We start from the raw sequence: 16,028 nt of genomic DNA, 5'->3' as shown, positions 1-16,028 counted from the left end.
ATTTACCAAGTACAAATTGTTTCACAAAAACTACGACAATATCGAAAGAAAAAATGGTTAACTAAACTCAAAAAAAACCAACTGTTATAAGTTTTCAGTTAGTCTTTGTTAATACCAGATTCTACCTAAATTTTTAACTCCTTTGCCCGGTTCCAGTACATATCCATTTCTGTCAACGTCATTTCCGAAAGAGATTTCCCATCGGCTTTGGAGGCTTCCTCCAGATATTGAAAACGTTTGATGAATTTCTTATTCGTTCTTTCGAGCGCCGTTTCCGGATTAATGTCGACAAACCTCGAATAGTTCACCAATGAAAATAACAGATCCCCAAACTCCCCCTCAGCTTCCTTTTGGTCTATAACTTCCGCTGTCTCAATATTGAAATTCTCCTTAAACTCCTGAAGTTCTTCTTCCACCTTTTGCCAAACCTGCTGTTTTTCATCCCAGTCGAACCCTGCGCCTCGTGCTTTCTCCTGAATCCGCATGGCTTTCACCAAAGCGGGCAAAGAAGCCGGCACACCCGACAAAACCGATTTATTGCCTTCCTTCAGTTTCAGCTTTTCCCAGTTCTGTTTCACAGCCTCCTCCGTGTCCGCAATGGTGTCGCCATAGATATGCGGATGCCTTGAAATCAATTTATCACAAATACCATTCAGTACATCTCTGATATCGAACCGAAGCCCGCTACCACCATTTTCCTCAGATCCTATTTTGGCGTAAAAAACAATATGCAATAGTACATCTCCCAATTCCTTTCTGATCTCCTTTAAATCCCCTTCCAGGATTGCATCCGATAGCTCATAGGTTTCTTCAATGGTAAGATGCCTCAGGGAATCCATGGTTTGCTTCCGGTCCCAGGGACATTGTTCACGCAGCTCGTCCATGATCGTCAGAAGACGGTCGAAAGCCATGAGTTGCAGCTGGCGGCCTTCCGGCAAGTCACTAAATTTTTTATCCATAAAGCAAAGGTAAAGTATACCCGGGAAATCAGGATAAGCAGAGAGCTATCTTATTCATCACCACCGGACAAAAACGAACTTTTTAACACGTTAAATGATTTTATTCTCAAATCAACCTATTCAATAATCAGTATTGAGGAAAGCTCCCTTGAAACAACCCGGCACGTCCGACTCCAAAAACAATCAATCTTTCAAAAAGCGCATATCCGCTTTACAAAATCTACCTCCCTTTTTTCGGCTGGTATGGAACACCAGCAAGGTTCTTACATTAGGTAACGTTGCGCTCCGGCTGATAAAATCGGGGATTCCTGTACTTATGCTGTACGTGGCTAAAGAAATCATAGACCAGGTAATCGCCCTGGTAAATATGCCGCAGCTTTCACAAAATTATTTATGGACACTCATTGTCATTGAATTGTGCCTCACTCTCCTTTCCGATTTACTCAACAGAGGCATCAACCTGCTTGACAGCCTCCTGGGAGATTTGGTCGCCAATATGACATCCGTAGATCTGGTTCATCACGCTGCAAGACTGGACTTATATCAATTTGAAAATCCCGTTTTTTATGACAAACTGGAAAGGGCACGGCGACAAACCTCGGGGCGAACCGTGCTGCTGTCCCAGATATTTTCTCAAGCCCAGGACTTCATCACGCTATTTTCCCTTGGAGCCGGATTGGCTATTTTTAATCCATGGCTCATCCTTATTCTAATTTTTGCGGTTATTCCTTCATTTTTGGGCGAAACACATTTCAATGAAAAAACTTACTCCCTTACACGTAGCTGGACACCTGAACGTAGAGAGCTGGACTACGTGCGTTACCTGGGTTCAAGTGCTGAAACGGCCAAGGAAGTAAAGGTCTTCGGATTGGAGAATTACCTCGCTACCCGGTTCAAAACCCTTTCTGATGCTTATTACACAGCAAATAAGAAAATCGCCATCGGAAGGGCTGGTTGGGGATTTGCACTTTCGGTTCTGGGAACCCTGGCTTATTATGGCGCCTTCGTGTTCATACTCATGCAAACATTGAGCACAACGATCACCATTGGCACCATGACTTTTCTGTCTGGTTCCTTCCAACGGATGCATGGAATGCTGCAGGGAATTATGAGCCGGTTTTCCGGCATTGCAGAGAACGCGTTGTATCTTCAGGACCTGTTTGATTTTTTTGAAATTCAACCCACCATACCCGCCAATGTGTCCGGAGTAAAAATACCGACACCTATTCTGAAAGGGATCACTTTTGAAAATGTAGGATTCAAATACCCCGAAAACGATTTCTGGGCCATTCGCAACCTGTCTTTTTCAATCGGGCCGGGCGAAAAGCTTGCGCTTGTTGGCGAGAATGGCGCTGGGAAAACTACGCTGGTGAAGCTGATGGCTTGTCTCTATAAGCCCACCGAAGGCCGGATCCTGATTGATGGAGTTGACCTGCTGGATTACCAACTGGCTGATCTGCGGGCCAATATTGGCATTATATTTCAGGATTTCATCCGGTACGAGATGACGGTATCGGATAATATAGGCGTTGGCGATATTGCCCATCTGAACGATCACTCCGCCATTGAAAATGCTGCATCCATGAGTATGGCGAATGAGGTAATTGCACAGCTTCCCAACAAGTTTGATCAGGTACTGGGGAAAAGATTCAAGGAGGGGACGGAACTTTCGGGAGGACAATGGCAAAAAATTGCACTCGCCCGGGCGTACATGCGCAATGCACAACTCGTGGTGCTGGATGAGCCCACGTCAGCACTGGATGCAAGAGCCGAACACGAAGTTTTTCAGCGATTTACCAGCTTAATTGAAGGAAAAATGGCCATTCTAATATCACACCGTTTTTCCACCGTCAGAATGGCCAATCGTATTCTATTTCTCGAAAAGGGGCGTTTGATCGAATACGGTACGCACAGCGACCTGCTTGAGATCAACGGGAAATATGCGGAACTCTTCAATCTCCAGGCGCAGAGCTATCAATAATCAGTAGGGTAGCCGAATATTTGTTTGTGTAAGGTTACTCGTACATTTTGCAATGACCAGGTCCCCGTACCCTTTTATCTGTGCTTCCACATGAACGACTGTCTTTCCGGCTCGGATTACTTTTGCCTGCACGTTAAGTTTGTCTCCGACCTTGGCCGGATGCAGATAGTCGCAATTCAGATTAATGGAGACATAAGCATTTTCCCTTCCCAGCGCGTAAACCATTGTACCTACAACATCGTCGAGAATCGTTGCAGCAATACCGCCATGAAGTAACTGCATTGGATTACACATGTCCTTGCGAACTATAAATTCCATTTCCATGAAACCCTCCTGAATTTGGATAAGCCTGCCGTTGAGCCACTGCGCAACAGGAGAAAAATCCCCATCCAGGTGCCTACCAATCAGCGTTTTGAAAAGCGCAATCCGCTTATTTTGATGCTGCATCTCCTCAGGATTTGTATCGCTCATAGCGGAAGTATTGAAATATATGAATTCTTGCAACCAGTTTTTAGTCGAAAATAGTAATTATCATAGATATATGATAGTATAGCAGTCAATTAAATGGATTTTATTACTACGAATCAAAGGTAATTGTTACCTTTGCCCGAGTTTTTGCAAGACTTAAATGCTTACCAATCTATGAATTTTACGTTATCACAAGTACCGAACCGCTCCCAAAAACCACGAGAAAAGGGAATTACAATGGTTATGGACAAAGGTCTGAGTGTCAGGGAAACTGAAGATATGATTTCCAGTGCAGGCCCCTTCATCGATATCGTAAAGCTTGGTTGGGCTACTTCATTTGTAAGTCAAAACCTGGATGCCAAACTGGCGGTGTACAAAAGCGCAGGCATCCCTGTGTATTTTGGTGGAACGTTGTTCGAAGCATTTGTGGTAAGGGGGCAGTTTGATGACTACCGTAAGCTTCTTGACAAATACGACCTTCGATATGCGGAAGTATCCGATGGCTCCATCGAAATGCCCCAAGATCTAAAATGCGAATACATTCATACCCTGGCAAAGCAGGTAACCGTTTTGTCGGAGGTGGGCTCCAAGGATGAAAATAAAATAATACCACCTTACAAATGGATTCAGCTGATCAAGTCTGAACTACAGGCGGGAGCCTGGAAGGTGATCGGAGAGGCAAGGGAATCGGGTAATGTGGGGCTCTTTAGGGCTAGTGGGGAAGTTCGCCAGGGCCTGGTGGAGGAAATACTTACAGAAATAGCCTTCGAAGATATGCTCTGGGAAGCGCCTCAGAAGTCGCAGCAGGTCTGGTTTGTAAAACTGTTAGGCACCAATGTCAACCTGGGAAATATAGCGCCGAACGAACTTATACCCCTCGAGACCATCCGTCTTGGACTGCGGGGTGATACTTTCAATCACTTTTTGAACAACAAGACCAAGCAAAAATGGAAGATAGACTCAAAATAGTCTATTCTGCTTGTGATCCTATGCACGCTCAAATTATTCAAGCACTGATCTTTAAATATTTATGGAATTAATTAAGCAGTTTATTGACATTTTTCTTCATTTGGACAAACACTTGTTCGACATCGTTCAGGAATACGGCACACTTACTTATGTGATCCTGTTTCTGATCGTATTTACCGAGACAGGCTTGGTGATCATGCCGCTTTTGCCGGGTGACTCGCTACTTTTCGCTGCCGGCGCTATTGCTGCCAACGAGTCTACTGGATTGAATGTATGGCTGATCATCATTATCCTGATTGTTGCGGCTCTGCTGGGCGACAATGTCAACTACTTTATGGGGAAAAAATTTGGTGGAGAAATCAAAAAGCGCGAGCGTATTCTTTTCCTGAAAAGAGAATACCTTGAAAAAACAGAAGCATTTTATGAAAAGCATGGCGGAAGCACCGTGATCATGGCTCGTTTCATCCCAATCGTACGTACTGTGGCGCCTTTCGTTGCCGGAGCTGGGAGTATGACCTATTCCAAGTACATTACCTTCTGCGTTATTGGTGCGCTACTCTGGGTTCCCTCCCTTACGCTTCTGGGCTATTTCTTTGGCAACATGGACATCGTCAAAAAGAATTTTGAACTGGTTATTTTCGGCATCATCGGCTTTTCCATCCTGCCAATGCTTTTCGGCTATCTGAAGAGCAAATTCTCAAAGCCCAGCGCGGTATAGCTATGAGTTGTGAGGAATTAGCTGTTAACTTTTCGCCAATTAAATAACATATCGTAAAAACACACCCAAATAGTATGACATTCCTTTTCCCAGGCTTTCAAAATTAACATTGGGGAATTTCCGCATTTGGCGTTTATGAGCATGCAACCTGCATGCATAATCGTAAGCTAACAAAAATGCCTTGCACAGTGACGCAAGGCATTTTTTGTTAGCTTAAACTGCGGTGAATTGCTACGCCATTCACCGTAAGCGCTAAGAGCTCTTGGCTAAAAGCTATTGTCTAATCAAGATTTCGAGCTGTAATTCGGTGCTTCTTTCTGGATCATGACATCGTGGGGATGACTCTCACGGACACCAGCAGATGTAATTTTTACAAACTGTGCTTTTTGCAGTGAAGTGATATCTCCGGCTCCGCAGTATCCCATACCGGCCTTTAAGCCACCCACCATCTGATACAGTATCTCGGATACTTTCCCCTTGAAGGGAACACGGCCTACGATACCTTCTGGCACCAGTTTTTTTACATCGTCTTCCGCATCCTGAAAGTAACGGTCTTTGGAGCCATCTTCCATGGCTTCCACTGAACCCATGCCGCGATAGGCCTTAAATTTACGACCTTCATAGATAACAATTTCACCAGGCGCTTCATCACTTCCGGCAAGCATGGATCCAATCATGATGGTGCTGGCGCCACCTGCCAGTGCCTTCGTCATGTCACCGGAAAACCGGATACCTCCATCGGCAATGACCGGAACATCAGGATGACTTTCCCTAAGTGCATCAGCAGCCCACATGACGGCCGTGAGCTGCGGAACACCGATCCCTGCAATAATTCTGGTGGTACAGATACTACCCGGACCAACGCCCACTTTCACAGCGTCGGCTCCGGCATCGGCAAGTGCTCTGGCAGCTTCGCCGGTTGCAACATTACCGGCAATTACATCGAGCTTGGGAAAACTGGCTTTGACCGATTTCAACGCATCGATAACTCCTTTACTATGTCCATGGGCCGTATCGAGGCTGATTACGTCCACGCCCGCTTTCACAAGTGCTTCTACCCTTTTGAGCAGATCGGCCGTTACGCCTACTGCAGCACCTACACGTAGCCTTCCGTATTCATCCTTACAGGCATTCGGATGCGACTTGCGTTTAAGAATGTCTTTGTAGGTAATCAATCCGGTAAGCCGGTATTCCGAATCTACAATCGGCAGCTTTTCGATTTTGTATTCCTGAAGGATTTTCTCCGCATCGTCCAGGGAAAGGCCGTCGGAAGCTGTAATGAGATTTGCTTTGGTCATAATCTCCGTAACCGGCTTCGACATTTCACGTTCGAAACGCAGATCACGATTGGTCAGAATCCCGATTAGTTTATGATTTTCATCAATCACCGGAATGCCACCTATCTTAAACTCCCGCATTATCTGATGCGCATCACCCAGTGTGGCATGGTCCGATAAGGTGATAGGATCGAGAATCATCCCGCTTTCGGAACGTTTAACTTTGCGTACCTGATCCGCCTGAGCTTCCAGGCTCATATTTTTATGAATGATCCCTATCCCTCCCTCCTGTGCCATAGCAATTGCCAGATCGAATTCGGTCACCGTATCCATAGCGGCCGAAACCAATGGAATGTTCAGTTCAATGTTGCGTGTAAGCTTGGTTTTGGTCGTAGTGTCGCGGGGCAGAATCTCCGAATAACCTGGTATTAGAAGGACGTCGTCGTACGTCAGCGCCTCAAAGAGGACTTTGGATGGGTCTGTGCTCATAGCAAATAATCTATTGTTATTTGCGGGGCAAAATTATGTAGAATTTTGCAGCTAACCAAATGCTTGATCGGTTACACGAATATTATTTTTCTAAGATCGTCTGATAGCTATACATTCAAATTAAACCTAAATAAATTTTGACTTTATTCGTGAAGATGTGAATTGAATGCACTTATAACCTATTAGAGGGGCGATGAGACACATTTTGCAGTAATATGGTAATTCCCAAAATAGGCATAACCGAACTGTCTGTCGTTTGGTTAAACAATTGGGTTCAATGCTGCGACAGCTACCTTCAGAAGAATTATTCCAATTGAAATATAAAGGACAAAAAAAGGAGAAGCTTAGACATCTTTTTCTAAAAAATCCAATAACATCGTAATCAGTCATTATACTTCTTCCTTACTGTTTCCATTGACAAGCAACGATTCGAACTGATTTAAAGGTGAGATAAACCTGATTATCCAATCAGCACCCGCACCTTTTTGATCCGCTTTTTATCCGCAGACTGCACTTTGAAGGTAATGTTTCTATGGGCGGCAGTTTCCCCGGGGCGGGGCATTCGAGAAAATAACTCAAGGAGAAGCCCCGCAAGAGACTCGCTGTTTCCTCGTACATCGTCGAAATAGTCTGTTTCCATATTGAGCAAGCGGCACAAATCGTTGATGAGCACCGTCCCTTCAAAAACATAGGTATTTTCATCCACCTTGGTGTAATTAACCTCGTCCTCTTCGTCGTATTCGTCGTTGATATCTCCGAAAATCTCTTCAATAATATCCTCCAGCGTGATGAGTCCGCTGGTACCGCCGTACTCATCCACCACAATGGCCATGTGCACTCTGCGGTTCTGAAACTCTTTCATCAGATCGTCCAGATGTTTACTTTCCGGGATGAAATAAGGCGGACGAAGCAGTTTCTGCCAGTTGAAGTGCTCGTTATGGTGCAAGTGAGGCAGCAGATCTTTCACGTTCAGAATGCCTTCTACATGGTCCAGATCTTCCCTGTAAACAGGAACCCGGGAATAGCCCGATTTATTGATCTTGTCCATCAGCTCATGAAAATCGAGCTCTATATCGAAAGCGGTGATATGCAACCTGGCCTGCATGGCCTTTTTCGCGTTTGTCTGCCTGAAATTGGCGAGGCCGCGAAGCAGATCGGTTTCCTCCGCACTCTCGGCCTGTGCCTCTAACCGTTCTGTCGAAATCTCCGCTCCTCCGGGATCAAGGATTCCAAAAAAGTAACCCATCCTGGTTACCGGCTGCGTCAAAGGTCCACAGACCTTGATGATCAACTGAGTGAGTGTCTGAATTTGGGGAATGAGCTCAATGGCATTACGCGCACAGAAGTATCGCGTAACGGCATCCAGCCAAATCCATAGTATAAGTAATCCCCCTGCAATCCAGGGAAAATACAGAATGGATCCGATTTGCAATTGTTGCCAAATAAGCTTTGCCGCAAGCAGAAGAGCAAACAAAGTGACTGCCCGCTGGATTATAGAAAGAGCTAATTGCTGGATACGATTGGGCAGATTGCTTTCCGCGCTGCTTTTTCGTTCCCATGGATTCTCCATAGCTCCTGCAGCTGCGTAGGCTGCTCTGATGCCGGATAGAAACAGTGAAACAAAAAAAAGAAAGGCTATAGAAAGTATCTCAAAGGCAGGGAAAAAGCCAAGGGCTATGGGTAATCCGGCTGATAACGTTCGGCCGTCACTGGGTTGCGCACGCTTCCGGGGAATGACATTCCCCGAGCGCTTTCGGGAAAGGGGGTCTTCACTATCGGCTGGTTCAGTCACAAATAATCAAGAAATGTTCATAATGATGCTGCCTGTATCCGCAATATAGCTATTTCCCAAAAGAAAGTTTCATGCCAGACGCAGGCTTGGCAAAGTTTAGCAATTGTTCCGGCAAGGGATGTTACCCTCACCGGCATTTTTAATTCTTATTAAAAAGGCAAATCATCATCGTCGCTTCCTGCTGCCATAGAGGGAGGAACAGGATCCGCCGGTCTCGGTGCCTGGCTACTTTTTGGGGCATAAGACTGAGAAGAACCCTGATTTTCTCCACCAGAGCTAGCGCCCGAAGGCCCTCCTAAAAGCGTCATACTGTTGGCCCGAATCGTGATGCCTGATCTTTGCTGTCCTTCTTTATCAGTCCAGTTGTCGGTACGTATTCTACCTTCTATATAAACCTGGTTGCCTTTTTTTAAATATTTTTCAGCCACTTTGGCAAGGCCTTCCCATAGTTCAATACGATGCCATTCCGTATTGTCAACCCGCTCACCGCTTTTGTTGGTATAGGTTTCTGTGGTCGCAATGCTGAATTTGGCCACCGCGGAGCCACTTTCCAGATATCTCACTTCCGGATCACTGCCCAGATTACCAATTAAAATTACTTTATTAACGCTTGCTGCCATGATTTTTAATTTTGTGGATGATTTTTGCAGTTATAGAGTTAAATATAGCTTATATTATTGTAAAATATAAAATTACACAATCTTACACTTCGCCCAGGATCACACATCCCTTTCCGTAATTTTCCCACTTACCTTATCTTTAAGTATGAGCTTATTGCGCCCATCGTGGGTTACCTCCTGTTTGATTAGATAATGATGGTCATCAAAGGAAACATAATTTGACGGTTTGGTTAAACCCTCTTGTCCGCGCCAAACGGGCAGATTCACCTTCTCCCAAAGTTTGGTTTTGGCCGATTTGTAGGCGGCGTCTATAACGGCATTAACGACGTATCCGTCATAAAATGTCTCCGCTGGTTCCACTCCTTTTTCGGCAGAATTGAACATATCCGTAAACATGTGATTATAGCCGAGCTCATTTACTTCATCTCCGACAGGAAACAACCAACCGCTCTTACTTTCCGCTTTTTCGGCCACATAATCACCGCCACTTCCTGAAGTATACATTTCAAATCCGGTCCGAAGGAAATTATTGATCCAGATCGTGCCCTCCGTACCCATGACCTCATCGCGAAGATCCATCCCGCCACGGAATGTCCAGCTCACCTCAAACTGACCAATAGAACCATTTTCATACTTTACCAGAGCGATGGCATGATCCTCAGCATCAATAGGTTTTACCTGAGTATCAGCCCAGCACATTACTTCCACAGGTTTTACATCCTTTCCTATAAAACTCCGGGATATCTCTATGCAGTGACAACCCAGATCAAGAATACAACCTCCCCCAGCCTGTTCGATATCCCAGAACCATTCGCTATGTGGACCAGGGTGCGCCTCGCGTGACTTCGCCCAGATTATTCGCCCCAAAGCACCACTTTTCACGCTATCCAGAGACTTCAAAAATTTGGGGGTGTAGCATAGATCTTCCAGATAACCGGCGAATATCCCCGCTTCCTCCACCGCCTTCATCATCCTTAGAGCCTCCTCACCTGTTCTCCCCAGTGGTTTTGTAGAGACCACGGCCTTTTTATGTTTGGCACAAAGCAGCACTGCCTGTTCATGAATATTGTTTGGCAGTGCAATACACACCATCGTTACCTCAGGATGCGCGATCACCTCCTCCATATCCGACGACCAGATAGAGCAGCCGTAGTCTTCCGCGAATTTTTTTGCGCTCTCCTCTCTTCGGGCATAAATAGCCACGACCCGATCCCGGCCCCTTTGCCCATGAATTGATTCAGCATAAAACCGTCCGATAAAGCCGGACCCAAGCATGGCAATTTTCTGCATAATTTGAATTATTTGTGCTCATTGCTCCCGATACGGTGAGAACATGTGCCGTTTTTAAATTATTTTTTCAACCTTTTCCTACCTCGTAGTACAATACATCCAATACCGTTCACCTGCCGATCTAGCCTGAAAGAAACCCCAGATAGCTACAATGAATACCCACCAACATTTCAACTAAGAAAGCTAAATCATAAAAAGTTCTCCTCCCTCAACAGCTGGTCAATCACAATGGGCTTAGGGAGCGTCTCAATCTCGTTTGGTGAATAAAAACGCATATTCTCCGGAAGAAGCACCTTTGCATTCTTACTCAGGATCACACACCAGAAACGAATATGAAGTCGCTGGTGCGTGAGCAAATGTGTATAAACCTTGCCAACTTCACGGAGTTGACCCTCCAAGGCCCATTGGTTAAAATAAACATCCTTTGCCAACTCGTCGGGCGTCAGGTCGCTACCTGGCGATTCAATGAGGTGAAAATCATACAGACCCTTCCAGATATCCTTTCCCAAACGCTCCCGCATGGCAATGTTGTAACCGTTTTGCAGAACTATGTAATTAAAAAAACGATTCCGGACAGCTGCCTTTTTAGTTTTTACAGGCAACTTATCCTGCATGTTAAACCGATGTGCATAACACATGTACGAAAAGGGACAAACCGAGCAGTCCGGAGCGGCGGGAACACACTGAAGAGCACCAAACTCGATCATCGCCTGGTTGTAGGTGGCAGGATCCTCCCTGGAAATAACCTGGCTGGCGAGTGACAAAAACTCCTTTTTCCCCTCATTGCTCAGGATGTCGGTAAATATCCCAAAAAGCCGGGCAAGAACCCGGTAGACATTTCCATCGATGGCCGGAACAACTTCCTGAAAAGCAAACGAGGCGATAGCAGCGGCAGTATAATGCCCCAACCCTTTAAGTTTGGCCAAACGATGCGCAGAATCCGGAAACTTCCCCTCAAATTCCGAAACGATCTGCCGGGCCGTAAAGTGCATATTTCTGGCTCTTGAATAGTACCCCAGCCCTTGCCACAACCGAAGCACATCCCTTTCATCGGCAGCCGCCAGATCAAAAACCGTGGGATAGTTTTCCAAAAACTTCACATAGTATGGGGCACCCTGCGCTACCCGCGTTTGCTGAAGAATTATTTCCGAAAGCCATATTTTATACGGATCAGTCGTATTTCTCCAGAGTAGCGGGCGATGATGTACTGCATACCACGATCTGAGTATCGCATTAAATTCAAATCGGTCAAATTGATCAGCAGGCAAACCTTTTCTTTCTATGTACACTGTTTTTTAATGCTTTACAAAAAAATGAACTCCTCAACCTTTTAAATTATGGTAAAATTACCCTACCTTTGTGTTCCCAAATTTTAGAGGAGCGAATAAATAAACGAAATAATATCCACTTAAAGTAAACAATCAAAGTGACTAAGGCAGACGTAATCGCACAGATTTCTGAGAAAACAGGTGTAGACAAGGGCGATGTTCAACAAACGCTTGAATCGTTTTTCACCGTGGTAAAGGACTCTCTCTCTGAGGGTGAAAACCTTTATGTAAGAGGTTTTGGCAGCTTCATCAATAAAAAGCGTGCACGTAAGGTTGCCCGCAACATCTCGAAGGGAACCTCGATGATCATTGACGAGCATTTTGTACCAAGCTTCAAGCCTGCAAAGGTTTTTGTTGAGCAAGTTAAAGTAAGCGAAAAGTCTAAACTCGCTGCTGAATAATTCTGCTTTTTCCAGATTATTTCAATCCTATGAAAAAATCCATCATTCTTTCCTGTGTACTTGCCCTGGCTTTGGTTGGAACCTTGTTCAGCTTACCAAAAGTCGTGGTAAATAACAAGGGAAAAGAAATGGAATCCGGGAAGGCCACGGAGAATGCACAACCTGCCGGGGAAGCTTCAGCCAACGGGCCTTCTACTAACTCGCATGATGGGGCCACTTTGTCACCTGAACAACAAAAAATTGTAGATCAGCTTCGAGGTGGCTTCAATCAGGCAAATGAAAAGGATAAATTTGCTGCCGGCCTGAAATTATCGAACAAGTTTGCGGAACTCCAAAAATTCGATAGCTCCGCGTATTATGCTGAAAAAATAGCGTTACTTACACCAACTGCTGAAAATTTGGTTCGGGCCGGAGATCGTTACTACGAAGCATACGGCTTTGCGGTGGATGAGCAGAAAGCTAAAAATCTGGGTTTAAAAACCAGAGAGTATTACCAAAAGGCGATTGACTTAAATCCTGGCCTATTGGCAGCAAAGGCGAACATGGCCATGACCTATGTCAATACGCCAAATCCGATGCAAGGCATATTGATGTTGCGTGAGGTTCTGGATACAGATCCCACAAACGAACTTGCCTTGTTTAACCTGGGAATTTTGTCGATGCGTTCGAATCAATATTCAAAAGCCGCAGACAGGTTTAAGCAGATACTGACCAACAATCCTGCTAATACCAAAGCCAAATTTTACCTGGGGTTAACTCTGGTTGAGCTTGGTAATAAGGAAGAAGCAAAAAAGATTTTGGCTCAGGTAAAAAAAGAGGAGAAGGATCCCGTTATTCAACAGGCAATCGGTGAGCTGGAGGAGCGATTGAAAAATTGATTCAGATAAATACTCCCGCTAAATTTTTATTTGGCCTTGTAAACCAACATAGGATTGCGGATCAATGTGTATAAAACAATTATTTATATTATAAACGACATAAAATTATGCCTTGCGGAAAAAAAAGAAAGAGACATAAGATTTCTACACACAAAAGGAAAAAACGTCTTAGAAAAAACAGACATAAGAAGAAGTAAACTGATTTGAACCGGATTTTATGTCATAGAAAAGTCCGGTTCGATCTTCTTCATTGACATGTGTTGCCCCTTTGATTAAAAGCGGGAGGTTAATTATCAACTTTTTATAGCCATTTAGTTGGTTGAACATTGAGTAACGAATTACTAATCAATTCTACTCAAAAGGGAGAGCGTATAGCCCTTTTGCAGGATAAACGTTTATTAGAATACCACGTCGAAACACCGGATCAGAGCTTTACCGTAGGAGATATCTACCTTGGTACTGTGAAGAAACTGGTTGCAGGGCTCAATGCAGCCTTTGTTGATGTAGGATTTGAAAAAGATGCTTTTCTGCATTATCTGGATCTGGGTTCTAATATCAACTCCCTCAACAAGCTCACGAAGGATGTAATTTCCAAACGCGCCAATTCCGGAAAATTGAGTAACTTCAAGATGGAACCGGAAATTGAGAAACTAGGAAAAATTGACAAAGTCCTCTCTAAAAATCAGGCCATTCTGGTTCAAATTGTAAAGGAACCGATATCTACTAAGGGCCCTCGCCTATCCTGTGACATTTCGATTGCCGGGCGTTACATTGTACTGGTTCCATTCTCCAACTCGGTTAATCTTTCAAAAAAGATTACTGACAAGCAGGAAAGAACCCGCTTACAGCGCTTGATGTCATCTATAAAACCGGCCAACTTCGGTGTTATTATCCGCACTGTGGCAACAGGTAAAGACGTAGATGAGCTGAATAAAGACCTTCAGGATTGCCTCGATAAGTGGGAGAATGGAATAAAGGCGCTTCGCGACGCCAAGCCACGCGACCGCGTTATAGGTGAAATGAACCGCGCCTCTTCTATCATAAGGGATATGCTGAACGAATCCTTCGACAGCATCACTGTTGACTCCAAGGAGGTCTACGATGATATCAAAGCATACATTCACAATATCGCTCCGGACAAAGAAAATATCCTTCGCCTCCACAATGGCAAGAACAAGATATTTGAACAATTCGGTCTTGAAAAACAGATCAAGTCCCTATTTGGACGTTCGGTAAGCTTACCCAACGGTGGTTACCTGATCATCGAACACACCGAAGCACTGCATGTTATTGATGTAAACAGTGGCAACAAGTCCAATTCCGAAGAAGACCAGGAGGCGACTGCGTTAAGCGTTAACCTGGAAGCCGCAAAAGAGGTGGCCCGTCAGTTGCGATTACGTGATATGGGTGGAATCATCGTAGTGGATTTTATCGACATGAAGAAAGCGGAAAACAAACGCGTACTCTTCGATACCATGCGTGATGAAATGAAAGGCGACCGATCAAAATATACGGTTCTTCCCCTTTCAAAATTCGGGCTGCTGCAGATTACCCGCCAGCGTGTGAGACCCGAAATGAATATTGTTACCCGTGAAACCTGTCCCACCTGTGGAGGCACTGGTACCATTCAAGCGAGTATTCTGGTTTCGGACGTAATTGCCAATAACCTTGATTACATGCTATCCAAACAAAATGAGCGGGGAATCACGATTGTCCTTCATCCATTCCTGCATTCTTATTTCACCAAAGGCCTCATGTCGGAACAGGTGAAATGGTTTTTCCAATACAAAACGTGGGTGAAACTGATAAAAGACTCTTCATTGGGTGTTACAGAATTCAAATTCCATAACCGGTACGGAGAGGAAATAGAGATTATTCCCGGAAACTGAGATTGGCTCGCTGACAGCTATTAGCAATTAGCTCATAGCCAACACAATCGACGTTTGTAAAACTCACTTGTGTTGGTTTGCATGCAAGCAGATAAGTTTATCAACCACCCGTGTCACCACGCCCAGGCCTACCTCCCTTTCCAGACAGGGTTCCTTTTTTCTCTGAAGGCTAATGCCCCTTCTTTGGCGTCCTCTGATTCCAGCAGTTTATCCAATTGCTTCTTCAAAAACGTTTGCTGTTCATCCGCTGGAATATTTGCAAGGTTTTGTAATGATTCCATTCCCCTGCAAATAGCAAAAGGAGCATTTGAAGATATCATGGAAGCCAGCTTTTGAGCCTCATCGCCGATCAAATGCTTATCTTTAATGTCTGAAACCAACCCAAGACTTAATGCCTCCTGAGCCGTGTAGCTTCTGCCCGTTATAGACATTTCCAAAACTTTCCTGGGGGATACGATCGGAAGTAATGAAGCCATTACTTGCATAGGCCAAAGTCCACGCTTCACTTCGGGCAGGCTAAATGTTGCCTCCTCTACGGATAAGACGAATGTGCAGCCACAGATTATTAAAAAACCTCCGGCCAAAACCGCACCTTCAACGACCGCAATACTTGGTTTTAGAAGCTGAGCAAAAGCATCACCCAACTTAACTTCCTCCCGGGATGACGGAAGTGTGTCATTTTTAAAATCTGAGGCAGGATTATGAAAAGCAGTCAGATCTGCTCCGGCACAGAAAACGGGCCCATAGGCATCTAATATTACACAGCGAACCGCTGGATTATAATGTGCAAATGCCAGTGCAAAGGCAATTTCCTCTGCCATGGTGGGCGTAAAGGCATTTCGCTTGTCAGGGCGGTTCAGTGTGATAGAAAAAATATGACCTTTTAGCGCCGTTTTTATATATCTAAATTCAACCTTTTGATATAATTCGGAATCCTCCCTGGAATAAAAACGCATAGCTAGTCAATTT

The 16,028-nt window shown here is 44.7% G+C and carries 14 protein-coding genes; 6 read left to right on the top strand and 8 right to left on the bottom strand.

What is annotated here, in order from left to right; genetic code table 11:
* Positions 1-125: 125 nt before the first annotated feature.
* Positions 126-959 (bottom strand): nucleoside triphosphate pyrophosphohydrolase, encoded by an 834-nt coding sequence (gene mazG / locus DYADSP32_RS23005; protein WP_149240567.1) that lies wholly within the window; start codon positions 957-959, stop codon positions 126-128.
* Between the two features lie 133 nt (positions 960-1,092).
* On the opposite strand from mazG, the gene DYADSP32_RS23000 reads away from it, so the two are divergent.
* Complete coding sequence (locus DYADSP32_RS23000; protein ID WP_414617988.1) at positions 1,093-2,940, top strand: ABC transporter ATP-binding protein; 1,848 nt, start codon at positions 1,093-1,095, stop codon at positions 2,938-2,940.
* Here DYADSP32_RS23000 and DYADSP32_RS22995 read toward each other — a convergent pair whose 3' ends face one another.
* Positions 2,941-3,411, bottom strand: a complete 471-nt coding sequence (locus DYADSP32_RS22995; protein WP_149240568.1) for a PaaI family thioesterase — start codon at positions 3,409-3,411, stop codon at positions 2,941-2,943.
* A gap of 171 nt (positions 3,412-3,582) precedes the next feature.
* Here DYADSP32_RS22995 and DYADSP32_RS22990 point away from each other — a divergent pair, with 171 nt between their 5' ends.
* Together DYADSP32_RS22990 and DYADSP32_RS22985 are read left to right on the top strand one after the other, a co-directional pair.
* Complete coding sequence (locus DYADSP32_RS22990; protein ID WP_149240569.1) at positions 3,583-4,377, top strand: phosphosulfolactate synthase; 795 nt, start codon at positions 3,583-3,585, stop codon at positions 4,375-4,377.
* Between the two features lie 61 nt (positions 4,378-4,438).
* On the top strand, positions 4,439-5,095 hold the full coding sequence (locus tag DYADSP32_RS22985; protein ID WP_149240570.1) for a DedA family protein: 657 nt from the start codon (positions 4,439-4,441) through the stop codon (positions 5,093-5,095).
* 284 nt (positions 5,096-5,379) lie between these two features.
* Here the strand turns inward: DYADSP32_RS22985 and guaB are convergent, their stop codons facing one another.
* The 5 genes from guaB to mutY all read right to left on the bottom strand — a co-directional run bounded on the left by guaB (position 5,380) and on the right by mutY (position 11,852).
* The gene (gene guaB, locus DYADSP32_RS22980) at positions 5,380-6,861 is read right to left on the bottom strand and encodes an IMP dehydrogenase (RefSeq protein WP_149240571.1); all 1,482 of its coding nucleotides are present in this window, start codon (positions 6,859-6,861) and stop codon (positions 5,380-5,382) included.
* 460 nt (positions 6,862-7,321) lie between these two features.
* Positions 7,322-8,653: a transporter associated domain-containing protein gene (locus tag DYADSP32_RS22975; RefSeq protein ID WP_149240572.1), complete on the bottom strand. Its 1,332-nt coding sequence runs from the start codon at positions 8,651-8,653 to the stop codon at positions 7,322-7,324.
* Positions 8,654-8,802: 149 nt separating this feature from the next.
* A complete protein-coding gene (locus tag DYADSP32_RS22970) occupies positions 8,803-9,273 on the bottom strand; it encodes a single-stranded DNA-binding protein (protein ID WP_149240573.1) in 471 nt (156 codons plus the stop codon).
* A gap of 99 nt (positions 9,274-9,372) precedes the next feature.
* Positions 9,373-10,563, bottom strand: coding sequence for a Gfo/Idh/MocA family protein (locus DYADSP32_RS22965; protein ID WP_149240574.1), 1,191 nt, complete (start codon positions 10,561-10,563; stop codon positions 9,373-9,375).
* 188 nt (positions 10,564-10,751) lie between these two features.
* A complete protein-coding gene (mutY, locus tag DYADSP32_RS22960; RefSeq protein ID WP_414617987.1) occupies positions 10,752-11,852 on the bottom strand; it encodes an A/G-specific adenine glycosylase in 1,101 nt (366 codons plus the stop codon).
* Between the two features lie 137 nt (positions 11,853-11,989).
* On the opposite strand from mutY, the gene DYADSP32_RS22955 reads away from it, so the two are divergent.
* From DYADSP32_RS22955 to DYADSP32_RS22945, 3 genes are all read left to right on the top strand, one after another.
* On the top strand, positions 11,990-12,292 hold the full coding sequence (locus DYADSP32_RS22955) for an HU family DNA-binding protein (protein ID WP_149240575.1): 303 nt from the start codon (positions 11,990-11,992) through the stop codon (positions 12,290-12,292).
* 29 nt (positions 12,293-12,321) lie between these two features.
* Positions 12,322-13,170, top strand: coding sequence for a tetratricopeptide repeat protein (locus DYADSP32_RS22950; RefSeq protein WP_149240576.1), 849 nt, complete (start codon positions 12,322-12,324; stop codon positions 13,168-13,170).
* 326 nt (positions 13,171-13,496) lie between these two features.
* Entirely contained in the window at positions 13,497-15,059 is a 1,563-nt protein-coding gene (locus DYADSP32_RS22945; protein WP_414617986.1) for an Rne/Rng family ribonuclease, read from the top strand.
* Positions 15,060-15,187: 128 nt separating this feature from the next.
* Here DYADSP32_RS22945 and DYADSP32_RS22940 read toward each other — a convergent pair whose 3' ends face one another.
* Entirely contained in the window at positions 15,188-16,015 is an 828-nt protein-coding gene (locus DYADSP32_RS22940) for an enoyl-CoA hydratase-related protein (protein ID WP_149240577.1), read from the bottom strand.
* Between the last annotated feature and the right edge of the window lie 13 nt (positions 16,016-16,028).

Source organism: Dyadobacter sp. 32, from assembly GCF_902506755.1.
In the GTDB taxonomy this organism is placed as follows: domain Bacteria; phylum Bacteroidota; class Bacteroidia; order Cytophagales; family Spirosomataceae; genus Dyadobacter.
The sequence above is the reverse complement of the archived record's forward strand: the minus strand, read 5'-3'. Positions and strand labels throughout refer to the sequence as shown.